The organism is Sporosarcina sp. FSL K6-3508 (assembly GCF_038615825.1).
GTDB lineage: Bacteria > Bacillota > Bacilli > Bacillales_A > Planococcaceae > Sporosarcina > Sporosarcina newyorkensis.
Window position 1 is genome coordinate 2,164,515 of the sequence record NZ_CP152016.1, and the last position, 22,587, is coordinate 2,187,101.

The window sequence follows — 22,587 nt, forward strand, 5'->3', positions numbered from 1 at the left end:
TGACACAATAAATGGCGTTCTGCAGATGTTTTTCGGAACACTTATTCATCACTGGCGCGACTATAGGGTCGCAAGGACGCAAAAGTAGGTAGGGTTTGCGTTGCTTAAGTAAAACAACCAGTAGAACAACAACCGCGGCAAATACGGTTTATTCAGATTCTACATGATGTATAGAAACCAACACACTTATGATATAGAGAGATCCAACATAATAAACTGGTAAGTTATCAAAAGTAAGGGCTGCTTCCAAAAGAGGCAGCCCTTCCACAATTTTATACAGTAAACAGAACCGCCCGAAAAGTTTTTTTCACTTCGGGCGGTTTTTTGTGTAACGAAAAGGTTACCACGGAAAGACCTTCCACGGCAACCTCTTTTCATTTCTTCATTAAATAGAGTGTAATGCTTGTTCGAGATCAGCTATCACATCATCCATATGTTCTAGTCCTACAGATAACCGAAGCAAGGAGTCCGTAACGCCCATTTTTTCTCGTTCTGCTTTTGGTATTCCTGAATGTGTCATTGTCGCGGGATGTTGCATCAATGTTTCCGCATCACCTAAACTAACGGCCAATTTCACAAGCTCCAGTTTATTCAGCAACTGCTGTGCTTCCTTTTTACCACCTTTAATCGTAAAGGAAATCAATCCTCCACCCATTTTCATTTGCTTCTTCGCAATCTCATACTGTGAATGTCGATCATCAAATGGATAAAAGACTTCTTCTACTTTCGGTTGTTTTTTCAGATAATCAAAAAGAATCTTGGCGTTGGCAGAATGCCTATCCATACGCACAGGCAACGTTTTGATTCCCCGCAGCAATAACCAAGCATCAAATGGCGAAATCACGCCGCCATAATCTTTTTGAACAGTACTGCGAATAGTCGCTATTTCTTCTTGATCTTTCCCTACCAATAATCCTGCGATTACATCCCCATGACCATTCAAATATTTCGTTGCACTATGCAACACAAAGTCTACCCCGAATGTCAGAGGTGTTTGGATATAAGGCGAACAGAATGTATTGTCTACGATCACTTTCAAGCCATGACGTTTGGCAACATTGACGACAGCCTGCAAATCCACCAGCTCCATCGTCGGATTAATTGGAGTTTCTACATATATACATACCGTTTCAGGCGTTACCGCTTTTTCAATTTCTTCTTCTGTCGCCATGGAAATTAGATCATGTGTGATACTGTATTTTTCCTGCATTATTTTTAATAAACCAAAGGTACATCCATAAATTCCGCGAGAACAAAGCACATGATCATTCGCCTTTGTAACATGGACGAGCACTGCACTAACAGCTGCCATTCCCGATGTAAAAGCCAGTCCCGCTGAACCTTCTTCCATTCTGGCAATCCGTTCCTCCAGTACACCAACAGTCGGGTTTCCTAAACGTGAATAAATATTACCACTCTCTTCACCTGCAAATCGCCGCTCACCTTGCTCGGCCGAATCAAATACATAGGTTGCCGTTTGATATAAAGGTACAGCGAGACTACCTTGATGCTCTTTACTATTATACCCTTCATGAATCATTGCCGTTTCTTTATGCCAGTTGTTATTCTTTTGCATGTTGATTCCTCCTTCTACTACCTTATTCAATTAATCATATGAAAGCGTATTTTCGTTATACTATTTTCAGTGTAACGCGAATTCTCGAAAAGTGAAAGAATCGTTTCTCTAAACTTCCTCCATATGTATAAAGCTTGACCTAGGACTAATTAATTGGTATGCTATTCTTTGTGTAAAATAGTTGCAGCAGTTATGTGTTCCATTGTGTCCAGTCTATTCCTTTATAAAGGTGTATCGCGTAACCTCGGGGCTGCAGAGGCGAAGATGCAAGATAATAGAATGGCAAATGGATTGAACATATCTGGTCTTATTTTACAACAAAATAAAACCAACAGAGGAGGAGTCTCTCATGGCTCGATATACAGGTCCATCATGGAAACTGTCACGCCGTCTTGGTATCTCACTAACCGGCACAGGTAAAGAAATTGAAAAGCGTCCATACGCACCAGGACAACACGGTCCTAACCAACGTAAAAAACTTTCCGAATACGGAATGCAATTACAAGAAAAACAAAAACTACGTTTCATGTACGGTGTAAACGAACGTCAATTCCGCACGCTTTTCAACAAAGCAGGGAAAATGCAGGGAATTCACGGTGAAAACTTCATGATTCTTCTTGAAACTCGTTTAGATAACGTTGTATACCGCATGGGTCTTGCTCGCACTCGTCGCGCAGCTCGCCAATTGGTCAACCACGGTCACGTACTAGTAGACGGCAAACGCGTAGATATCCCATCTTTCGCTGTAAAACCTGGTTCTGAAATCTCTCTTCGCGAGAAATCTCAAAACTTAACTGCTGTTGAAGAAGCGCTAGAAGTGAGCAGCTTTGTTCCTGACTATGTGACTTTCGACAAAGATTCTAAAAAAGGCACGTTCGTTCGCCTTCCAGAGCGCAGCGAATTGGCTGCTGAAATCAACGAAGCATTGATCGTTGAATTCTACTCTCGTTAATTAGTTTGCATTGCAAACCATGGTATTAAAAGCCTTAGAAACCTTGTTAAATCAAGGTTCTGGGCTTCTTTTTATTTATTCATGTAAGTATTATAATGCACGTTAAAGTATATAGTTGGGGCTAATAAAAAACAGCATAGGCGGCTAATATACCGATTATTTATGGACCACTCAAAATAGAGTGGTCTTTTTATTCACCACAATAACCAATCCTCAATTATCGGTTTACTCTCGCTAATTAGAACGCTTAGTAAACGACAGTATTCAAAATCCCCGAAACTGCTTATGAACTGCACCCCAATTGTTAGACACAATCTAACAATTGAAGGTGCAGTTTTTCTATGGCTAAATTTACTGCAGAAGATAAATTACAAGCAGTTAATCAGTACTTAAACGGAAGTGAGAGTTCTCGTGAAATAGCTAAATCTTTAGGAACTGATCATAAAGCGATTCTTAAATGGGTCAAACAATATGAGTACAATGGTGTCGAAGCATTCATAAAACGATGTACAAATTACACCCAACAGTTTAGACTGGACGTACTAAATTTTATGGTTGGAAATAGTACGTCCTTGAATGAAACTGCAGCTATTTTCAAAATAACTTCTCCTTCAACGATTCGTGTTTGGAAAAGACAATTTGAAACACAAGGAATTGATGCCCTTCAGCCAAAACAAAAGGGGCGTCCATCCATGAAAAAAGAGTCACATCCATCATCAAAACCATCCGCTACTGAAAGATCAACGGAAGTGCTTGAAGCGCGCATTAAACAGCTTGAGATGGAAAACGAGTATTCAAAAAAGTTGAGTATCTTAGTTCAAAACAAGGAAAAATCACCAAACAAGACAAGCACAAGTAGTCTATGAGTTAAGGCATAAATATCCGGTGAAAGCACTCGTGAAGCTTGCTGGCATTCCACGCTGCACATATTATGATTTAGTGAAACGAATGAATCAGTCTGATCCAGATGCTGATTTAAAAGTTGAAATCAAAGCGAGTTATGAAGAACATGAGGGACGTTACGGTTACCGTCGTATTCGTGATGAGCTAGCGAATCGTGGAAAGAAAGTTAATCATAAGAAGGTTCAACGCATCATGAAAGAGTTAGGTTAAAGTGCTTGGTACGTATGAAAAAGTATAAATCATATAAAGGTACGGTTGGTAAAATAGCGCCCAATATTTTAGACCGCAATTTTACCGCAGATACCCCAAATAAAAAATGGGTAACCGACATTACGGAATTTAAATTATTTGGCGAGGAACTCTATTTATCGCCTGTTTTAGACTTATTTAATGGAGAAATTATTACGTATACAATAGGCTCTAGACCTACGTATTCACTTGTTTCAGATATGTTGGAGAACGCTCTAGAACGCTTGCCAGAGGATCACCAGCTAATGATGCATCCGGATCAAGGTTGGCATTATCAAATGAAACAATATCGTCACACCCTTGAAGCAAGAGGAATCGTCCAAAGCATGTCTCGTAAGGGCAACTGTTACGACAACGCGATGATAGAGAATTTCTTTGGGATTATGAAGTCGGAATTCCTCTACTTAAAAGAATTTGAAAGTGTAGAACAATTTAAAATAGAACTAGAAAAATATATCAATTATTATAATACGAAACGGATGAAGGCAAAATTAAAAATGAGTCCGGTGCAATACCGAACTCATTTTACTCAAGTCGCCTGATGAAATTAATCAGATCACCAGGCTTTCTCTGTGGCATATGGGAACGGCTGCTAATATATATTATCAATCAGAAATATTCGTTTGGAATTTCGTAGAAAGTAATATGCGCGAAATGAGTTCTCTTCCACTTGTAACACGCGGATTCGTCTTTTACTGATCGAACCATCCTTGGCCATATACATAACCTCTAATATTTCTCCATACTTTACCTACTTCTCTAATATTTTACGCACACTCGTCCCCCCTTTTTCTCATTATATCGAATGAACGTTCTTATACCAATGGTATGTATTGTAATTATTAAAAGTGGACATAATGAGTATGAGGTGATGAATGATGCAAATCATATTGGTGAAACATAACGTTAAAGGGGTGTAATCATGCTTTCAGAGAGAGTTGAGTTTGGTGACAAGGGGTCAAGTAATGAATTGAAAATGTTAATGGAACTTTTAAAATCTGGATCTATAGATGAACAACGTATGCTTGCACAAACACTATTAGAATTGGGCGATAGGCATAATACAAAAAGAGAGCCGCTTTCTAATTAGCGGCTCAATAAATTAAAATTTATTATTCATTATCCATTTTAGGATTTTGTGCATGAAGCTTCCAGTATAGTTCTACAAGCTGTTTTTCATATTTAAAGTGCAACTCGTAAAAATACATATGCCATCGTGGATCGATATGTTCGTAGTATTTGGCTAAAGTACCGTACAAACTGGTCTTCTGAAGAAGGTCTGCTAAACGCAGGTCCATTTATTCTCTCCTTTTTCTTATCAATATGATAATGTATTCTCTAAAATGGGTACTGACCGGGCAAATAAAAAAAGCGACTCCGTCTGAATGGATAGAGTCGCTTATGTTATGGGTATTTTGCATTTTTCAGATATTCCGTCGTTTCTATTTCTGCGCCATTTTCATAAGCAGCACCGAAGAAACGTTCTCTTGAAAAATAATGGTATTCGTATGTTCTTTCCGGGTATTCCTTAAAAAATACATGCGTGTAAAATTTACCCATTTAAGCTTGTATAATTATTATCCCAAGTTATCTTTAATAAAGTTCCTGTTTTATATTTAAGAAGCTTTTTCACAATTTTATCTATATGGATCATTTATAATAACTTTCCTTAGTCTATTATGGCGCTGCTGGAACTATATAAGCACCTGTTTTACTGTAATGTATAATTCCTTGGTTTGTAGGATGGTAATGCTTTGTTGTTGGATTGTAATAATTTCCAATTGATTTTCCTAAATCTACTCTTTCTTTATTTTCATTAATCATTTTTCCTTTTCCAGCATATGATTTTAATAATGCATTAGCGTCAGCTCTTAAAACACTTCTTCCTGGTATGAAATTACTGTGACCTATTATGTGTTTACCTTGTTTTCCAGAATGAATAATAAGTTTATGAGTAGTGACTAATGAGTTGCCTCTAAAAACTTTTAATAATCTTGAACCACCTTGAATAACAACTCTTGCAATTAAGCCTAAAAACATAGGTTGTACTTCAAATCCATTTTCGTCATACTGTAGATTTTCGATAGGTTTTTGATCAGAAGCTGTTGTTTGTGCTAAAGCTATACTTGGAGAAATCATATTTAAAAATAGTGTGAAAGATAACAACAACACAAAAGGTTTTAGATATTTTTTACTTATTCTGATCATTTTAAATCCCTTCCAATATTTTGTATTCGAGGTTAATCAAAGCTTAATAAAAGAATAAATAAACAAATAAATAAAAGTAAAAAAGAAAAGATGGAGAGTTAGACAGATTTAAAAGAAGAATGAAGATGAGTACACCCATTTGCTTCAGTCAGTTTAGAAAAGTTCAACCTACGGTAGTAAGCTGCGTGAACTCACACCTGAAGAATTAGAACTGTATAATGAGCGAGCAAAATTCATTGAAGAGGGTGAAGATATTTACTAATGAATTGATATCAGTGCGGGAAAAAAGTAAAACATCCCCGTGAAAGGGGTAATATCACGGCTCCTTTAATGGTTCCCCTCAAGTATAGCAAGTTCGTATATCATAGCATATATCATGAATCTTTTTGAATACGATCAGAAATCTTCTTTTTGGCAAGGCGTATAGACTGTTGGACCATGCTTTTACTGACACCTAAACCCTCTCCTATGTCACTCATGCTTTTCTTCTGCCCCTTGTGCAACAGGCAGCACTGACGCTCTCTCAACGAAAAGGAGGAAAGTATGTCAGCGAGTATTATCTTTTCTTCCCTGGTCATGAATAAATGCTTTTTGTTTATGTCATTTTCTTCACGTAGTTGCGCTTCCAAATCAGGCAGCCAATCCATATTTTCGTAGGATCTTTTTTGATAAACATTACTTTCTTCCGCTCCCCGATAAGTCCCTGGTTGACGTCCTGTTTCCATCCATTCCAGAGAGTAAGACATGAATTTAATCATAGAGTTGAAATGCTTCAGATCCTCCATCTCAATCGGATTGTTTCTATCCAGCAGATCCGCCCAATCCAGCATGTTGTATCCCCCATCCTATCGTTGTCTAAATGTTCAGCCCTTTTTCCGTCCATACGTCGGCATGTTCGAACCCATCAATTTCCTCCAATCCCGCTCGCTCAACCGCTCGTTTCTCTTCTTGCTTGTCCTAGTATCCTTTTTCACTTTCGCTTGTTTGACCAGCTGCACGAGTCCTTTTTCAATGAGTTGTTCTTTTAAAGTTTTGTTCATTTCCCCACTCCTTTCATAAATGTTGCCAAAACTATCGTTTTTGGGTAAAAAAGTCCCAGAGTGCAGTTTCCCTTGTGCAACAAATAAAAAGGACACCAAACAACAGCGTTACGCCGTTCCTCAGTGTCCCTGGTTGTTCCAGTAGACTTATTTAGTTATGCATATCCTTTCATAGTCCTGCGTTTGTACCAACCAGATATGAAAAGCTTTGATATACTGCCGTCTAAAGCATTGCAAATTACAGACTTCAAAGAAATCAATAGCTTGTAAAACTAATTTTGCTTTATATCACTTATCAAAGACTCACTAAACTTGACTGATTCTTCCCACTGGGGAAAATGACTTGAATTTTCGAACCAAATAAGTTTTTTTGTCGTTTTTATTGTGTGATAGTAATCCTCTACTAACGCGGAAGAAACATGCCTATCATGACGCCCCTCAAAAAACGTAACAGGGACATCGAAACTCTTGTATTCACTAAAATCTATTTTCATGAGCTCTTGCCACAAATATTGTATTGATTGTAGACTCCCTTTTTCACGATTAATTAAATCTTTAAATGTGTACTTTGATGAAAAAACGAAATCCCTTACCAGTTGGTTATAATTGCTTTTACCATATAAAGAACGTCTGTATCGTACCACTAATTTAGTAATAAATAATAAATCGTTTAACCAATCTTTTTGAGTTAATGAAAGGTCAATACTTTTCAATCGCTGAATAAACTTTTTTTATTTTGTTCTTGAATTTCTTTCAGAACAAAATCATATTGACACTTCAACCCTTTTTTCATGTTAACTACTTGACCAGATCCAAAATAACTATATACTAGATGATGATATTTTTTAATAAAAATTAAGCCTAGTACACTACCCCACGAGTGCCCTAAAAGGTAAACTTTTTCTTGTTTAAACGTTTCTAACAAATAATGAATTAAACTGTATAAGTCTTCTATATAAGTTTCACTAGATATTTGTTCCTCATTAGAAAAAGTATAGTAGGATTTCCCAGCCCCTCTTTGTTCCCAAACTACAACATTAAACGTTTTTCCAAGTTCTGAGTTATATTTATAAATCAGTGGTAAAGCAGCATCACCTGGACCATCATGCAAATACACTAAAAGAGGCAGATTGTTATTTTCACCAATAATAGAATTAAATTGTTTTGAAGAGCCTGTTTTTATATACTTTGACAGTTGAGTTTTCATTTTCTTATCCTACCTTACTATCGTTTTTGTGATTCAAGATAACATCTTTATATTTGTGACTCTTCAACAAGTTGTGCGCTTGACTATATATTCTATTACTGGTGGATGCTTTCCGTAACCCTGAATTATATATATTGTATCATTTCCCCATTTTATTTTCTTGACGTATAATTTTTTTAATAGGGAACTTGAGAATTGAACGTCTAAGTAACCATCACGATAACTCATAGCGTTAACTATATCATTCATCTATTCACCCACCTACCTCTTCGTATAACTAACCTCATAAAACAACGGCTTATCATCCTGCCAGTTGAAGATTTGCTTCCCAAATCCCTCTCCATGCTTGTCCGTCTCATCTATAGACTTATCTATCACTCGATAAACCGCGTTTTTATCCAAACTCACCAGCGCCGCATTTTTCACTTTTACAAACTTGCCTGCTCTCTTAACGTATACTTCTTCTTGAATTACACCCACAGGATCCCTCCTTGTGTGTTACAATAACGTCAGCCATGACGGGAGAGATCCTGTCTTTTTTTATTTACAAACAACTTCATCAATAAAAATAAAATCTTAATTGTTCTTGATTATCCATAGTTGCCAATAAAATATCTTTTTCACTAACATTAGAAATTGACATTTTATGTTCTAACCAAGCAATGTCTTTACCTATCTGGCTTAATTCAGCGAGATCTATTTTCCCTTCTATGATAATCGTCTTCGAAATAGAAAAAGGATCTTTTACTAATTGAATATCTTTCGGAGTTAATGCCTGGAGTTGTGGCGATAAGAAAAAAGAAATGGTTCCATCAGGTTCCCACATTGCAAGGGCGACTTGATTAATTTCTGCAACTTTTGCTTTTCTAGCTTCTGATAATAAATGGTCTATTGTGATCCTTGCTTTACCCAATTCTTTATACAGAATTTTTCCATTTTCTATTAAAGGGAAAGGAGATGGTTCTAACCATTTTCCAAATCCTCTCGACTTCAAAGAAACAAATACACTTAGCAAGTAAAGAGCAATTAGCACCCCTGTCGTAATAATTGAACCTTTTAATCCTAACTGCTCGTCTGATAATGGGTGTGCAAGTATATTTCCAAGTATTAAGGCTATAGTAAAATCAAGAAGCCTTAACTGTGCAATTGAGCGGCGTCCCAATAATTTGGTTGCCAAAAGTAAAACGGAAAATGAAACTATTGCACGTAATATCCATTGAATACTTGTAAGATTTTCTTGACCATAAAAAAATTCCACTTATATTTCCACTCCGTTTCTCTTTCAACATTTCAAATTATTGTTGCCATAAAATTTAAAAACATGAGTGTTTCCCATAGGATACCTCTTTGTGTATTACAATGTTGTTAGCCATGCCGCGGAGGGATCCTCGTCTTTTTCAATTCCCAAACAACCCAAATCGCTGATGGTCAATAAACCCCTGCTCCGCCTGATCCATCACAACAAGTGCAATACTACGCCGATTAGTCTTAAACGCTTTTGTCAATTCGCTAATATCAGCGCCATCACCCACATCTGCCGGAAGCGGAACAACTCACTCTTTGACCACCGCCACTTGACTGTGGCATCTTCAAATAGCAAATAGATCGGTTCATATTTAGCGACCATTCACTTTCACCCTTTCTGCTACACTCTTCACATATCTCAACTGCCGCCAAACATACGGATCATCATGCTTGCCTCCGCCGGCTAACCAATCCGCTATGCGTTTGTGTATGTCTTGTAACGCTACGATCGGTAGCTGGTCCTATATCTTCGTTATTTCTGCTATTGGATTTTTGCTCATGCTCTTCACCTGTTGTCCAAAATTTACTATGTTTATTTACAGCCCCACTCGCTGAAACTGTGATTACACCAAATGGTGAGTGTAGACCGCGCTTTGCGGTCTGTTTGTCATGAGAATTTAGCGTGAAGCTCTTTCTCACCTATCTGCATTCGTTCGCCTGTTTGAACATCCTCCAAGATATAGACCAGTTGCGACAGCGATATTGAGTCACCTCTAACCTTGCCGTTGCCTGCTACTCCTGTCACGACTTCGTTTAGCTTGCCGTCGATGTCATAGGTTCTCCTGGCTGGATAATCGGGCAACCTTTGTGAATTTTCGGTTTCATCTGACCCCTCTTGCGCTTTTCCTTCGACTTTGCAGTAAGATTTGACAGAAGTTGATTCATTTGTTACAATTCCCCCATCAATTAGGAATAGGATGAGGGCGATGGTTCGTCGTTTGAAACGGTTTAAGAATGTTGCTACGGCATTAAGCTTCTAAGTAAAAAATGATTTATACTACTTAGAAGCGAGGAAAAAAAATGAAAAAACATCGATTTAACCACTGGTCTGAAATTAAGTATTTAAAAGATATTGTCAACAATCCAATGATTGAAGTAGGGGAGTACTCCTACTATTCTGGTTATTACGATAATCAAGATTTTGAAGATGGGTGCGTTAGATACTTATGGGGAGACGAAAAATCAAGAAAGTTATTTAACCCCATCGAAGACTATGGTTGGCATTTAGATAAGTTAATTATTGGAAATTACGTATGCATTGCAAGTGGTGTAATTATTTTAATGGGCGGAAATAACAATCATCATCCCGAATGGATTACCGTGTATCCGTTTGTGGAACAAATTGAAACTTCTTACGAACCAAAAGGCGATACAATCATCGAAAATGATGCCTGGATTGGCATGAATGCGATGATTATGCCTGGTGTGACCATTGGTGAAGGTGCCATTGTTGCGGCTGGATCGGTCGTTGCAAAAAATGTCCCACCATATACGATAGTAGGTGGTAATCCTGCAAAAGAGATAAAGAAACGCTTTACAGAAAAAGAAATCGAAAAGTTGAAGGAAATGCGTTGGTTCGATTGGGAACGTGAGAAAATTGAACGGGCCAGCCATATCTTGTCTGGTTCTTCTATTAACCAGTTATACGACTTTTATAAAAAGGAAATTAAACCCTAACGTTTCTTTTTTAAATCTTCTCTTTAAATAAAAACGAATAAAATTAAGTAATAGTCTCTTCTTAATAGCTAATTAAGAAGGGACTATTTTTTAATGTGAAAACTCATTGTTGTGCAGCTTTTGTCAATTGTGTATCAAAACTTCCTACGCCTTCCAAGCCTTTCGCCTTCCCGCTTACCATTTATCCAGCCGTGATCATAGCCAGCATTTACTCCTGCTATGTAACCGTTGCTACGACCGATCCAGTAAAACAGCATGGAAATGGTTAGAGCGGATACTATATAAAATATCGTGCATCGCTTTCACCCCACTTAACAAATCCACCTTAACTGCCCGTTTGTTTCTTGAATAAAATCATTTGGTTGTTCAGAACTTAATAGAACATCGAATATCGCTTCCAACACATCCACCACAATGCTATTGCCTGCTTGGTGATAAAGCGTGCCATTAAGAAAGTCGCGCCTGCGCGGATGCTCTTTCTCAGCGGCATTAAAGTCCTCATCATCAAAGCACATCAAATGCCAGCACTCCTTTCCTGTCAGCAACCGATAATTTTCTTTTCCGATTGGTATAATGCCGCTGTTCGGGCAACGCATTTGCTTCGTGGTTATTGTCCATGCATATTCTTTGATAAGAGTGAGCCTGCCACCAAAAGGGTTGGATCAACACCTATTTTGTTAAGCATGTTTGGCTGAGTGATAATGTACCGATCGTCCGCTTTGTCTTCGATGAAACTCCAAATATCTTGCATTGGCTTTTCTTAAGTCTCGCGAAATTGAAAACTGATCCACACAGTCTGCTTACGACAAATACTCTTTCCCTCGCTTGAGGAATCCCGAAGCCTCGAGCATTAAGCACATCGAAATTATTCGTATAACCCAATCTTTCCTTATCTGATAAATAACGATCAAATGCCAGCTTCATTCTTTTCGACAAGACATTTTTCACATTTTCCCCAATAACCACTCTCGGCTTCCATGTACCCATGCTTTCAATAATCTTTAACATTTCGAATATCAAACTACTTCGGGTTCCATCAGCCCTGGCTATTATAGTATCGGTTTGTCTTGTTCAACAGGTACTCAATGTACTGGATCTGGAGTATTACAAGGTAATTAACCTCAGTGCCTGCAGTAGACTTTACTAGTCTATTGTAGGCACTTTTAATACTCCTAACTATCCTTACTTACAACCTCGAATATTTGCAGGCTGTAAGAATATATAGTTTTGTATCTTCCAAATATCATTTCTACGTCCAGCAATAATTTTAGTTATAATGTAAGCTAGCCGATAAATTAAATTAAATTTATTATTGTAATTTTGTATTTAAATACTCCATAGCCGCTTGGAGACTTTGAATGGTATCAACATCTTTAGCTTTTAGTTTCGCCTCTTCTAAGCCTACAATGACTTGGTGCACTTTCTCTGATTCTTGATACTTCCTCATAGTAATTCCATCGTCTGTCGCGAACATTTCAACCAAAGTCCCGTGTTCCCATTTCTGTGTTCTTCCGACTTCCATAGGAATAACAATCCTGCCTAACTGATCTATCTTCCTTACAATTCCAAGTGCTTTCATTTGTATTGCGCCCCATTTCCTTTAGATAGTTTATTTACGATTATCAATTGATTAGTTTTAAATAACTAGTGGCAGCTAGACAAGTGTGCTATAAATTAAAGTTCAAGGATAATTAAGATATAATCCCATTAACCTTTGGCAAATGAATACTTTAACAGCTTAAACTCCCTCACGCCGTCATCCCCTCTCGCGCAACTATCGCCACCTCTGCAATTTGCAACTTCGCTTCCAGTGCATCCATCTCCCCCTTGATCTGCTGCTAGTCCACTTTATCTGAGCGGGGAACCATGTAGATTCCGCCGTTGTTTGTCCAGTTAGGAATCAGCTACACCTCCAAACCTTCGATCCCCATTTCAATTTGCTTAGTCCAAACAACTTGACCATTAACTTTCTTTTTCACATTCCGCATTTGGAAGTAGACTTCGCGCGGATTGGCTGCTGAGTTAAGTTTTAAATAATGCAGCTCTTATCAAAGTAGGCATCGATAGAACTCAACCAACTGCGCGAGTCCATCCAGAACGCGCGCCAGAATCAGAGTTGTGTAAATACTGAATTTCTCTACGTTGCAATCTCCTTTCGTTTAATTTAGAGGTCACGAATGTGATAGAGTATCCCTCCGTACCCAGAGATCGCGGCAAACTCGGAATCATCTACATTAAAAAAGGATTGGACGAGATCGAGAAAAAGCTACTGCTTGAAGAAGAGTTCTGCCATCTGTATGCACACCACGAAACACAGTTAAGCGTAGATTAATATGCTATTGCGAAGTGCGAGAACCAAGCAAAGCGCATGGCCGCACGTTTTGCTTTGCCGTGATAGCCGGATGTTGTTAATTTGCGCAGAGGACGCATCGATTTCTTTTTCAACTGTAGCAACTTCCGTAACTTCCGCTTCTATAGAAGAGACGTTGATTTTTACATCTGGCATAGAGTTGTTGGAGTGGTTAACAAAAATCTAAAGGATTATACATAGGAGGGGAAAATATCCACTATGAAGGGTTGAGTTTGAAAATGGAACTATTTCAGGATAGTTTGTTTAGGCATAGAAAAAGCACCGCCTAAACGGTGCCACATACTTTACTGGTTATTCTCATCTTGACGCTGTTCAGATGGTTCTTCTGTCGGATCCGGTTCGTTTTCATCTACTCCATTGCAGCCAAATAAAAATCCAGCAGATAAAATAACCGACATAAGTGGAATAATATACTTTTTCTCTTTCAAGTTAATCTCTCCAATCTAAGTATGCTTGTATCATTTTGCCCTTACTTTGATTTATTATTCGTAGTTTGTAAAATATATGGAGAAAAACATTCACATAAACACTCTAATAGTGGCCTGCTATATATTCTGTTACCTGCATTCTTACGCTCGTTTGCACATCCTCCAAGATGTAGACAGCGATATCATGCCACCTGATACCCGCATCTCCTGTCACCATGCGGAAGAGCTTACCGTCAATGTCATAGGTTTCAACCCGATAGATGATCAGGCATCCCTTAGGGATTTTTGGTTCATTTCTTCGTCTACTCCGCTTTTCTTCGAAATGTGTATCAAATTCGTTTAACCCTCATGTTTCATTCACATCTTTCCAAATTGAACAATTCAATGAATCTACAAATTGTTTAGTCATCCCCCTCTTATATTCGTGTTAAGCTCAATGTAAGGAGTTGATGCTAATGGTTCAATCTACTAAAACAAATAAATTGCTAATGGAAGCAACACAATTTATTAATCATTGTTACGATGAACTCAATATATCTAAAGAAAATCAATTGAAGCGAATTGAAGAAATTAAAAATGAAATAAATACTACCGGAACATATTCACATAAGACTTTTGAGTTAACGCATGGAGCAAAAATGGCTTGGCGCAATAGCAATCGTTGTATAGGTCGATTACTCTGGAACACATTACATATTTTTGATGCACGAGATGCACTTACAGCAGAAGATGCATATGAAAAATTAGTTAATCATATTGATTTTGCTACAAACGGTGGGAAAATCCGATCTACCATTACGATTTTTGCACCTCGAAAAAATGGAGAAGATCCTATTAGAATTTGGAACCATCAATTACTACGTTATGCCGGATACAAAGAGGGCGATAAAGTAATTGGTGATTCAACATCTATCAAATTGACAAAAATGTGCCAAAGAATGGGATGGAAAGGGGATAATACCCACTTTGATATCCTCCCTCTAGTCATTCAGGAAACAGGAAAAAAACCTAAATTATTTGAAGTCCCCCATGAAATTATTAAAGAAGTGCCGATAACTCATCCGCAGCTTGATGATTTTAATAAGCTGGGTGTAAAATGGTATGCCGTTCCAATCATCTCAAACATGCGTTTGGAAATAGGCGGTATTGATTATCCTATGGCCCCATTTAATGGTTGGTATATGGGCACAGAAATTGGAGCAAGAAACTTAGCCGATCAAGACCGTTATAATTTACTGCCAAAAGTTGCCGAAATAATGGAATTAGACACTAAGTCAAACAGCTCGCTGTGGATCGACAAAGCTTTAATTGAATTAAATATCGCAGTAATACATTCTTATCAAAAAGAACACGTAACGCTTGTCGACCATCATACAGCTGCAAAACAATTTAAGATTTTTGAAGAAAATGAAAGAAAAAATGGTCGACCTATCACAGGTAATTGGGCATGGCTTATTCCACCACTATCACCAGCAACAACTGACATTTACCATAAACCATATAGCAATGACATTTTAACTCCTAACTACTTTATTCAAGCAGACCCTCCAGAAAATTAAATGGACAGTTCCAAATAGCTCATTATTATTTTTTTAATTTTTAGGCTAAAAAAATATTACAAAGAAGAGATCAATGAGATTGGTCTCTTCTTTCATATATAAAAGAGTTAATTCCACTACATGTTTTGTGTCACTTCCGTCGTTTTGTCTGCAAATTGCGTAACATTATTAGATGAAAGCCTATCCCCCAACTTAATCAAAAACCTTCATTCTCCATCTTCGAAATCAAAAACTAAAGGGTTGATAAAAGTCAAGACAAAATCGGTTTATTTTACACAAAACTCTTTGTTTATGACATTATTATGAAATCACTTTTTTACGCATAAATCGACACTCTTTACATTATGGGTAGGCTAATATAGAAAAGGTTGTTTCATCTCAATCAAACGCCCCAGATGAAGAAAGCTAAAAATATTGGATGAGAGGGATTATAATGATAAGTTTCTTGTTAAAGAAAATATTAAAACGTAAAATTGAAGTAAAAAGAAAGGACATGTATAAAAAAGCTGAAAATTTAGGGTTCACACATCCGCTAGTAGTAAAATGCAGTCAAGAATTAGATGTATTGCTTAATAGTTACTTTGATCAAGCTGCTTAATTAGAGGGAGGAATATTTATTAATCAAAATCTCAGATCTTTATAAAGCCAGTCAGAACAAATAAAAATTCGATTTGATTGGCTTTATTGTTTTGAAATCACTTCTTTAAGCAATAAACACTGTCCCCTACTACTATCCATCCCCGCCCACTTCTCTCTTTTTAAATAAAATAAAAAGAACGCCCAAGACGGACGCCCCTATTAATCGCTTATTTGCTCTTTACATATTCCATACCTTTCGGCGTTATGGACAAAACTAAATTATCCGACCCTTTCCCACTATCTACGGCATATTCATTTTCGATAAGATAGTCAATAGCCAGTTTACTATTCGCATCGGCATTCAGCATTGCTGTTGGCAAAGTGTAGCTTCCTCCATTATTCGCAAAATGATAATCATAAAGGCTTTGTAACAGCATATCTGATAGTTTAGTTACTTCTTCGTTTGTCATGATTAATCCCTCCCTCTTTATTTAATACGATAAGTGAAAGAAAAAACCTTCATTTAATACCTTCACCAAAATACACTTTTAAACGTTCTTTAGCAAACGTCGCTGTACCTCCCTCTGTAATTATCAATAATAATCCTTTTTTATAAGGCCCCAATGCTCGTCTCGTAAACTTCCGTCCTCATTTATAACACAGTCGTTCTTATGTTTGATGCATTATACTTTTTATTGATTACTCAGGGGAAATAGTTCTTCTCCTCACGAGTTTCTGCTTAATAATATTATTAACCCTCGATATACATTCTTTAAAGAACACCTACTACGTTAAATATAACTTCAGAAACTTTTCAGAAGTCACTTAAAGAAACAGATAGGATAACGATATATAACAAGGATGGTGGATACATAGACAAGTTTCATATAAGTTGGAAAGAGTTTGGAGTGAAAAAGGGTCGCCAACAAATTTAATTTTTCGCTTAGAGTAATTCAATCTATGTTTGAGATAAATGTAATGACTTCATGTCCTCTATTAAATATTATATTGAGGTGGGAATATGCTGGCAATTGCAGCGGTAGGTTTACTTATATTTTTTGGTTCATTGATTTATCTGGCTTATCATTTCGTAAGGAAAATTAAGAATAGTAATCGTATATTACCGAAGAAGCCTTTCTACTCCGCTTTAATCGGGGGTCTTTTATTATTTATCGTTGGGGCTTTCAATGTGGATACAAGCGTACAAGTTGCGTTCGAGAAAGCTCAGGAAGAGAATATCGAGTTGATTGCAAAGAACGAAGAGATGCAAACCTTACACAATAAACTTATAGAAGAAAATTCGAAGTTGCTAGAAGAGAACAAGAATGCGAATAAAGAAATTGACGAGTTAGTGGTGAAGCTAGATGATTCCAATAAATTAACAAAAGAGTTAACGGAAAAACAAACTGCTCACGAAGAGAACAACAAAGCTTTTGAACAGGAAATTACTGATCTCACAGCGAAGAACACAGCTTTGACAAGTGAAGTTAGCAACCTAAAAGGCCAGGTAGCAAGCATGAATACAAACGCCACTGTAAATGCTGCTAGTAATAAATCAGATTCATCATCTGGCAGCAGTGTATCAAAGCCGAGCCAACAGAGCTCTACTGCTTATTATAAAAATTGTACTGCTGCAAGAGCTGCAGGGGCAGCGCCTGTATATCGAGGAGATCCGGGATACGGAAAGCACCTAGACCGTGATGGCGATGGAGTCGGATGTGAATAACCTGTTTCTGACCAAATGCTGAACACGCTTTCCAATCCACTTTAAAAATAAAACAAGTGACTGTAAACCAATTCGTTTACGGTCACTTGCTTTTCAATTCAGCTACCTATTACACAAACTTCACCATACTATATTTCTTCTTACCACGTCTCACAATCGTAAAGGCATCTTCTAAACGCTGATCTGCCCCCACTGTGAAATCTGTATCCGTAATGCGTTCCCCATTAAATGAAATCGCACCGTTTGTCACATCTTCACGCGCCTGGCGTTTCGATGGTGACACGCCTGCCTGAACGATGAAATCGACGATGTTCTGATCCGCCTTCTCCATTTCAACAGTCGGCACATCTTTAAATGCATCTTTCATTTCAGAGGCAGTCAACGCTTTCAAGTCGCCGCTGAATAGAGCAGCTGAAATACGGATGGCTTGCTCGAGTGCCGCTTCTCCATGAATGAGGCGTGTCATTTCTTCTGCCAATGTTTTTTGTGCTTTACGTAAATGTGGCTCTTCTTGAACTGAAGTTTCGAGTGCTTCGATTTCTTCACGGCTCAAGAAAGTGAAGATTTTTAAGTATTTCACGACATCTGCATCCGCTGCGTTGATCCAAAATTGGTAGAACTCATAAGGAGAAGTTTTCTTAGCATCTAGCCAAACCGCGCCGCCCGCTGTTTTTCCGAATTTCGTTCCATCTGACTTTGTCACGAGCGGAATTGTAAATCCGTATGCCTTTACTTCTTCGTCATGCATTTTACGTATGACTTCAAGACCTGTCGTGATATTCCCCCACTGATCCGATCCACCAATTTGCACACGGCAGTTATGATGGTCATATAGATGATTGAAGTCCGCACCTTGCATGAGCATGTACGAGAATTCCGTATAGGAGATTCCTTGATCTAAACGAGATGCGACATTATCTTTCGCTAACATGTAATTGACACTCAATAATTTACCGTAATCACGCAGAAATTCGATCAATGACATTGAGCCGATCCAGTCATTGTTATTAACTAGCTTCGCACCATTATCTGATTGGAAATCAAAAATCATTTCCAATTGCTTTTTGATTCCGCGCACATTATCTTCCACTTGTTCCGTCGTTTGCAGCTGGCGTTCTTCAGAGCGTCCAGATGGATCTCCAATCATTCCTGTTGCCCCGCCGATCAATAAAATCGGCTGATGTCCGTGCAATTGGAAGCGTCGCAATGTCAATAACGGAACGATATGACCAATATGCATACTATTTGCGGTTGGATCCACACCACAGTATAGAGCAATCTTTTCATCCGTCAGTAATTTTTCCAAGCCCTCTTCATTCGTCTGTTGGTATAGCAGGCCTCTCCATCTCAAATCTTCCATTAATTCATTCGCCATTTTCCATTTCCTCCTCAGCTCAACACAAAAAGTCCCCACACAATCAATAAATGATCATGCAGGGACGCTAGTTGAGTAAATTAAACATAACGCGGTACCACCCGGCTTGAGAGAAACTCTCCGGCTTTAAGGCGCTGATAACGTTGCGCAAAACGTACACTCCAAAACTGTAATTCATGTATAGCGCACCGAGCAGCTTGCACCAACCGCTGCCTCTCTAATACGGACCATCGCTAACATTACTTCGGTTTTTTCGACATGTAATTTCGTATGTCTTTCATTTTAACCAAGTTCCAATGAAAGTCAACATTAATTGCTTATTTAATGTTGAATCTATGATATAATGAGTAAGATTTTTAGGGGGAGAATGATTTGGATAAAGAGAAAAATAATCGGATCCAACAACTAGAAAGTAAATTCGAACAGCTCAAAAAAGAACCGTGGGCCAAAAAAGTTCGAATCGGTTCAGGTGTTGTTTGGAACTTATTCATATTGTTACTGATATTCGGTGTAATCGGCGCGGTTTTCGCCACATCTGTCGGTGCCGGATATTTCGCTTCACTAGTTGCGAAAGAACCTTTGCGTTCTAAAGAAGAACTGCGCAATGCGGTTTTCACGTATGAAGAAACATCGGAAATGTATTTTGCCGACAATGTATATTTAGGGAAAATCAACTCGGACATCGAGCGCAGGCAGATCACTTTGGACAAGGTGTCACAATATGCATTGGATGCTGTTCTCGCAACAGAGGATGAGTATTTTAATGAGCACACAGGGATTGTGCCGAAAGCGATTTTTCGCGGTGTATTCCAAGATGTCACCAATTCTGCTAGTCAAACGGGCGGCTCGACTTTGACCCAGCAGCTCGTGAAAAACCAAATTTTAACGAATGAAGTATCTTATGAACGTAAGGCGAAAGAGATTTTACTCGCTATGCGTTTAGAGCACTTCATGACTAAAGATGAAATATTAGAAGCGTACCTGAACATCATTCCATACGGCAGAGATGTCTTAGGTCAAAATATTGCGGGAATTGAAACAGCAGCACGCGGGATTTTCGGTATTAAGGCAAGCGAGCTGAATTTGCCACAAGCTGCATACATAGCAGGCATACCGCAAGCCCCCTTCTCTTACACACCTTTCTATAGTAAGAATCAGGGGATGAAAGAACCAGAAAAACTGCAACCCGGAATTAATCGAATGAAGACGGTATTATTCCGCATGAGGGATACTGGCTACATTACAGAAGCAGAATATCAGGAAGCGCTTGCCTATGATATCGTTAAAGATTTCAGACAGCCTGCAAGACGCGCAACTGACCGCTACCCTTACGTTACACAAGAAATCCAGAATCGGACAGTCGAAATACTTGCGAAGGTCTTAGCAGAAAAAGATGGTATTGAAGCTAGTCGATTTGAAGAAGATTCCAAAATACAGGAAAAGTATGAGATTATTGCAGATCGATCCATGCGCACAGACGGCTACCGAATTTATTCTACAATTGATAAAGATCTATATGACAAGATGAATGAAGTAGCGAAGAATTTCCAACACTACGGTTTTACTTATACTACTGAGAAAACGGATAAAGATTCCGGTAAAAGTTATATCGTAGAAAACCCAGTACAAGTCGGTGCTTCAATGATCGAAAACCATACGGGAAGAATTCTTTCATTTATCGGTGGACGCGATCACGAAATTGAAGCATTGAATCACTCAACTCAAGCATTTAGACAGAACGGATCTTCCATCAAACCTTTACTTGTCTATGCGCCCGCCATTGAATATGGCGTTATCGGGGCAGGTAGTCCAGTTGTTGATGTGAAGTTCAACTGGCACGGTTGGAAACCTGCCAATTACTATGATCGCGAAATGGGCATCATCTCAGCCCGCGAGTCATTAGCACGGTCTCAAAACTTATCCACCGCACGTCTTTACAATCAAATTATCGATAGACAACCGATTGATTTTCTACGGAAAATGAATTTTTCTCAAATTATTGAAGAAGATGGCCATAACCCATCCGCTTCACTCGGAGGTTTAAAATACGGCGTCACAGTTGAGGAAAATACCAATGCCTTTGCAACATTCGCCAACGGCGGTCAATTCATTGAATCCTATATGATTGAGCGCATTGAAGATATGAAAGGCAATATTGTTTACGAACATAAAGCGGAGCCAGTCGAAGTATTCAGTCCAGAGACCGCATATATCGTCACCGATATGATGAGAGATGTATTAAAAGGCTTTGGTACTGGGGCGAGAGTTCCTGGATTCATGAATTTCCGTCCAGACTTAGCCGCCAAAACCGGTACATCTCAGCATTATGCTGATGCTTGGCTCGTTGGCTACAATCCGAATGTATCTCTCGGTGTTTGGCTTGGATATAAAAATCAGAAAACAACATTATACAATGGCAGTCCTAGTCAAATGCACCCTTCTGAACGGACTGCACGATTATTCGGTCAGCTGATGAATACAGCCAACAGCGTACGACCTGACATTGTCAAGGCGTCCGACACATTTAAACGTCCAAGTAGCGTTGTAACTCGTTCATTCTGTTCGATTTCGGGCATGGCTCCTTCTGCTGCCTGCTCAGCTGCAGGGCTTGTGCGCGCTGATTTGTTTAATTCTAAAGTGATGGTCCCATCGAAAGCGGATGACAGCATCATTTCATCTGCCGGAGTACGAGTGAAAGGTCAAATGTATCAGGCATTGCCTTCCACACCACGTGAATTCGTGACATCTGGCGGCGTTGGCTTGAACTCTGAATTTATTAAACGTATGCTTGGCAGACTTGGTGGAGACGGATCGAAATTATTCTCTGGACAAAGCGGATATTCAAGCAGTGTAGTTTCCGGCTCCGTCTTCCCTGCAGACAATGTACCGCCAGCTTCAGTTTCAGCAAGTCAAAATGGTTCTGTCCTTACTTGGTCAGCTTCACCTTCTAATGATGTAATCGGCTATTACATTTATCAAAATGGCGTTCGCGTCGGTACAGTCCGAGATGGCGAATCACTTTCCTATCCGGCTGGCGCTGGGTCGTACTATGTAAGAGCTGTTGATATTACAGGATTATTATCAGGTGCTTCCAATACAGTGACTGCTGCGCCGGAGCCCGAGCCTGAACCAGAACCAACACCTGATCCGGATTCAACTACACCGGAAACCAAACCTGAAGAAAATGGTGGTTCTCCCGCTCCTGAAACAGATGGAAACGTTAATGGCGGTTCTAACAACAATGAAAACAAAGATGATCCGAAAAAACCGGAACCTGAGAAACAGGAACCACCAAAGACAGATTGAATATGAAACCGAATTACAATTATTCTTTTGTAATTCGGTTTTTTCTGTAAAAAAATAACATTGACAATTTCATGATATTCTGAAAACTACACGCATTTTTCCAACATAAATTGTATACTTGAAGTA

23 protein-coding genes and 1 pseudogene are annotated in these 22,587 nt (G+C 38.6%); 9 read left to right on the forward strand and 15 right to left on the reverse strand.

What is annotated here, in order from left to right; all coding sequences use genetic code 11:
• Positions 1 to 385: 385 nt before the first annotated feature.
• Complete coding sequence (megL, locus tag MKX97_RS10615; RefSeq protein ID WP_221836405.1) at positions 386 to 1,576, reverse strand: methionine gamma-lyase; 1,191 nt, start codon at positions 1,574 to 1,576, stop codon at positions 386 to 388.
• A gap of 349 nt (positions 1,577 to 1,925) precedes the next feature.
• Here megL and rpsD point away from each other — a divergent pair, with 349 nt between their 5' ends.
• From rpsD to MKX97_RS10630, 3 genes and pseudogenes are all read left to right on the forward strand, one after another.
• On the forward strand, positions 1,926 to 2,528 hold the full coding sequence (gene rpsD, locus MKX97_RS10620) for a 30S ribosomal protein S4 (RefSeq protein ID WP_078816901.1): 603 nt from the start codon (positions 1,926 to 1,928) through the stop codon (positions 2,526 to 2,528).
• A gap of 341 nt (positions 2,529 to 2,869) precedes the next feature.
• Positions 2,870 to 4,222: pseudogene (locus MKX97_RS10625) on the forward strand (IS3 family transposase).
• A 380-nt stretch (positions 4,223 to 4,602) separates the two neighbouring features.
• Positions 4,603 to 4,770, forward strand: a complete 168-nt coding sequence (locus tag MKX97_RS10630; RefSeq protein ID WP_176132484.1) for a hypothetical protein — start codon at positions 4,603 to 4,605, stop codon at positions 4,768 to 4,770.
• 22 nt (positions 4,771 to 4,792) lie between these two features.
• Here the strand turns inward: MKX97_RS10630 and MKX97_RS10635 are convergent, their stop codons facing one another.
• From MKX97_RS10635 to MKX97_RS10670, 8 genes are all read right to left on the reverse strand, one after another.
• A complete protein-coding gene (locus MKX97_RS10635) occupies positions 4,793 to 4,978 on the reverse strand; it encodes a hypothetical protein (protein WP_342535931.1) in 186 nt (61 codons plus the stop codon).
• A gap of 379 nt (positions 4,979 to 5,357) precedes the next feature.
• The gene (locus MKX97_RS10640; protein WP_342535932.1) at positions 5,358 to 5,888 is read right to left on the reverse strand and encodes a polymorphic toxin type 50 domain-containing protein; all 531 of its coding nucleotides are present in this window, start codon (positions 5,886 to 5,888) and stop codon (positions 5,358 to 5,360) included.
• A gap of 374 nt (positions 5,889 to 6,262) precedes the next feature.
• Positions 6,263 to 6,718 carry a hypothetical protein gene (locus tag MKX97_RS10645; RefSeq protein WP_078816904.1) on the reverse strand — a complete coding sequence of 152 codons (456 nt, stop codon included), beginning with the start codon at positions 6,716 to 6,718 and terminating at the stop codon, positions 6,263 to 6,265.
• Positions 6,719 to 6,751: 33 nt separating this feature from the next.
• On the reverse strand, positions 6,752 to 6,928 hold the full coding sequence (locus MKX97_RS10650) for a hypothetical protein (RefSeq protein WP_176132457.1): 177 nt from the start codon (positions 6,926 to 6,928) through the stop codon (positions 6,752 to 6,754).
• 709 nt (positions 6,929 to 7,637) lie between these two features.
• A complete protein-coding gene (locus MKX97_RS10655; protein ID WP_342535933.1) occupies positions 7,638 to 8,135 on the reverse strand; it encodes an alpha/beta fold hydrolase in 498 nt (165 codons plus the stop codon).
• 261 nt (positions 8,136 to 8,396) lie between these two features.
• Positions 8,397 to 8,615, reverse strand: a complete 219-nt coding sequence (locus MKX97_RS10660; protein WP_078816906.1) for a glycosyltransferase — start codon at positions 8,613 to 8,615, stop codon at positions 8,397 to 8,399.
• Positions 8,616 to 8,694: 79 nt separating this feature from the next.
• On the reverse strand, positions 8,695 to 9,393 hold the full coding sequence (locus tag MKX97_RS10665; RefSeq protein WP_342535934.1) for a YetF domain-containing protein: 699 nt from the start codon (positions 9,391 to 9,393) through the stop codon (positions 8,695 to 8,697).
• Positions 9,394 to 9,751: 358 nt separating this feature from the next.
• The gene (locus tag MKX97_RS10670) at positions 9,752 to 9,889 is read right to left on the reverse strand and encodes a DUF6877 family protein (RefSeq protein WP_342537504.1); all 138 of its coding nucleotides are present in this window, start codon (positions 9,887 to 9,889) and stop codon (positions 9,752 to 9,754) included.
• 571 nt (positions 9,890 to 10,460) lie between these two features.
• On the opposite strand from MKX97_RS10670, the gene MKX97_RS10675 reads away from it, so the two are divergent.
• Positions 10,461 to 11,117, forward strand: coding sequence for a CatB-related O-acetyltransferase (locus MKX97_RS10675; RefSeq protein ID WP_078816909.1), 657 nt, complete (start codon positions 10,461 to 10,463; stop codon positions 11,115 to 11,117).
• 311 nt (positions 11,118 to 11,428) lie between these two features.
• Here MKX97_RS10675 and MKX97_RS10680 read toward each other — a convergent pair whose 3' ends face one another.
• The 3 genes from MKX97_RS10680 to MKX97_RS10690 all read right to left on the reverse strand — a co-directional run bounded on the left by MKX97_RS10680 (position 11,429) and on the right by MKX97_RS10690 (position 12,696).
• Positions 11,429 to 11,713, reverse strand: coding sequence for a DNA cytosine methyltransferase (locus MKX97_RS10680; RefSeq protein WP_078816910.1), 285 nt, complete (start codon positions 11,711 to 11,713; stop codon positions 11,429 to 11,431).
• A 73-nt stretch (positions 11,714 to 11,786) separates the two neighbouring features.
• Positions 11,787 to 12,170, reverse strand: a complete 384-nt coding sequence (locus MKX97_RS10685) for a DNA cytosine methyltransferase (RefSeq protein WP_342537505.1) — start codon at positions 12,168 to 12,170, stop codon at positions 11,787 to 11,789.
• A 256-nt stretch (positions 12,171 to 12,426) separates the two neighbouring features.
• A complete protein-coding gene (locus MKX97_RS10690) occupies positions 12,427 to 12,696 on the reverse strand; it encodes an AbrB/MazE/SpoVT family DNA-binding domain-containing protein (RefSeq protein WP_221836387.1) in 270 nt (89 codons plus the stop codon).
• A gap of 600 nt (positions 12,697 to 13,296) precedes the next feature.
• Between MKX97_RS10690 and MKX97_RS10695 the strand changes: the two genes are divergently transcribed.
• Positions 13,297 to 13,449 carry a hypothetical protein gene (locus MKX97_RS10695; protein WP_342535935.1) on the forward strand — a complete coding sequence of 51 codons (153 nt, stop codon included), beginning with the start codon at positions 13,297 to 13,299 and terminating at the stop codon, positions 13,447 to 13,449.
• Positions 13,450 to 13,772: 323 nt separating this feature from the next.
• On the opposite strand, the gene MKX97_RS10700 is transcribed toward MKX97_RS10695, so the two are convergent.
• Positions 13,773 to 13,916: a hypothetical protein gene (locus MKX97_RS10700; protein WP_176132486.1), complete on the reverse strand. Its 144-nt coding sequence runs from the start codon at positions 13,914 to 13,916 to the stop codon at positions 13,773 to 13,775.
• 455 nt (positions 13,917 to 14,371) lie between these two features.
• Here MKX97_RS10700 and MKX97_RS10705 point away from each other — a divergent pair, with 455 nt between their 5' ends.
• Together MKX97_RS10705 and MKX97_RS10710 are read left to right on the forward strand one after the other, a co-directional pair.
• Positions 14,372 to 15,475 carry a nitric oxide synthase oxygenase gene (locus MKX97_RS10705; protein WP_078816914.1) on the forward strand — a complete coding sequence of 368 codons (1,104 nt, stop codon included), beginning with the start codon at positions 14,372 to 14,374 and terminating at the stop codon, positions 15,473 to 15,475.
• Between the two features lie 433 nt (positions 15,476 to 15,908).
• Complete coding sequence (locus MKX97_RS10710; protein WP_078816915.1) at positions 15,909 to 16,073, forward strand: aspartyl-phosphate phosphatase Spo0E family protein; 165 nt, start codon at positions 15,909 to 15,911, stop codon at positions 16,071 to 16,073.
• A 208-nt stretch (positions 16,074 to 16,281) separates the two neighbouring features.
• On the opposite strand, the gene MKX97_RS10715 is transcribed toward MKX97_RS10710, so the two are convergent.
• Entirely contained in the window at positions 16,282 to 16,524 is a 243-nt protein-coding gene (locus tag MKX97_RS10715; RefSeq protein ID WP_342535936.1) for a hypothetical protein, read from the reverse strand.
• 551 nt (positions 16,525 to 17,075) lie between these two features.
• Here MKX97_RS10715 and MKX97_RS10720 point away from each other — a divergent pair.
• Complete coding sequence (locus MKX97_RS10720; protein ID WP_340759070.1) at positions 17,076 to 17,780, forward strand: excalibur calcium-binding domain-containing protein; 705 nt, start codon at positions 17,076 to 17,078, stop codon at positions 17,778 to 17,780.
• A 109-nt stretch (positions 17,781 to 17,889) separates the two neighbouring features.
• Here MKX97_RS10720 and tyrS read toward each other — a convergent pair whose 3' ends face one another.
• Positions 17,890 to 19,155: a tyrosine--tRNA ligase gene (gene tyrS / locus MKX97_RS10725; RefSeq protein WP_009497698.1), complete on the reverse strand. Its 1,266-nt coding sequence runs from the start codon at positions 19,153 to 19,155 to the stop codon at positions 17,890 to 17,892.
• 372 nt (positions 19,156 to 19,527) lie between these two features.
• Here tyrS and MKX97_RS10730 point away from each other — a divergent pair, with 372 nt between their 5' ends.
• The gene (locus tag MKX97_RS10730; protein WP_342535937.1) at positions 19,528 to 22,461 is read left to right on the forward strand and encodes a transglycosylase domain-containing protein; all 2,934 of its coding nucleotides are present in this window, start codon (positions 19,528 to 19,530) and stop codon (positions 22,459 to 22,461) included.
• Positions 22,462 to 22,587 lie beyond the last annotated feature (126 nt).

Excerpts from the sequence above, each read along its gene's own strand:
- MKX97_RS10710 (WP_078816915.1), top strand. The coding sequence starts at position 15,909 with ATGATAAGTTTCTTGTTAAAGAAAATATTAAAACGTAAAATTGAAGTA.
- MKX97_RS10690 (WP_221836387.1), bottom strand. The coding sequence starts at position 12,696 with ATGAAAGCACTTGGAATTGTAAGGAAGATAGATCAGTTAGGCAGGATT.
- MKX97_RS10720 (WP_340759070.1), top strand. The coding sequence starts at position 17,076 with ATGCTGGCAATTGCAGCGGTAGGTTTACTTATATTTTTTGGTTCATTG.
- MKX97_RS10675 (WP_078816909.1), top strand. The coding sequence starts at position 10,461 with ATGAAAAAACATCGATTTAACCACTGGTCTGAAATTAAGTATTTAAAA.
- rpsD (WP_078816901.1), top strand. The coding sequence starts at position 1,926 with ATGGCTCGATATACAGGTCCATCATGGAAACTGTCACGCCGTCTTGGT.
- MKX97_RS10635 (WP_342535931.1), bottom strand. The coding sequence starts at position 4,978 with ATGGACCTGCGTTTAGCAGACCTTCTTCAGAAGACCAGTTTGTACGGT.
- MKX97_RS10655 (WP_342535933.1), bottom strand. The coding sequence starts at position 8,135 with ATGAAAACTCAACTGTCAAAGTATATAAAAACAGGCTCTTCAAAACAA.
- tyrS (WP_009497698.1), bottom strand. The coding sequence starts at position 19,155 with ATGGCGAATGAATTAATGGAAGATTTGAGATGGAGAGGCCTGCTATAC.
- MKX97_RS10645 (WP_078816904.1), bottom strand. The coding sequence starts at position 6,718 with ATGCTGGATTGGGCGGATCTGCTGGATAGAAACAATCCGATTGAGATG.
- MKX97_RS10640 (WP_342535932.1), bottom strand. The coding sequence starts at position 5,888 with ATGATCAGAATAAGTAAAAAATATCTAAAACCTTTTGTGTTGTTGTTA.
- MKX97_RS10705 (WP_078816914.1), top strand. The coding sequence starts at position 14,372 with ATGGTTCAATCTACTAAAACAAATAAATTGCTAATGGAAGCAACACAA.
- MKX97_RS10680 (WP_078816910.1), bottom strand. The coding sequence starts at position 11,713 with ATGCGTTGCCCGAACAGCGGCATTATACCAATCGGAAAAGAAAATTAT.
- MKX97_RS10650 (WP_176132457.1), bottom strand. The coding sequence starts at position 6,928 with ATGAACAAAACTTTAAAAGAACAACTCATTGAAAAAGGACTCGTGCAG.
- MKX97_RS10715 (WP_342535936.1), bottom strand. The coding sequence starts at position 16,524 with ATGACAAACGAAGAAGTAACTAAACTATCAGATATGCTGTTACAAAGC.
- MKX97_RS10630 (WP_176132484.1), top strand. The coding sequence starts at position 4,603 with ATGCTTTCAGAGAGAGTTGAGTTTGGTGACAAGGGGTCAAGTAATGAA.
- megL (WP_221836405.1), bottom strand. The coding sequence starts at position 1,576 with ATGCAAAAGAATAACAACTGGCATAAAGAAACGGCAATGATTCATGAA.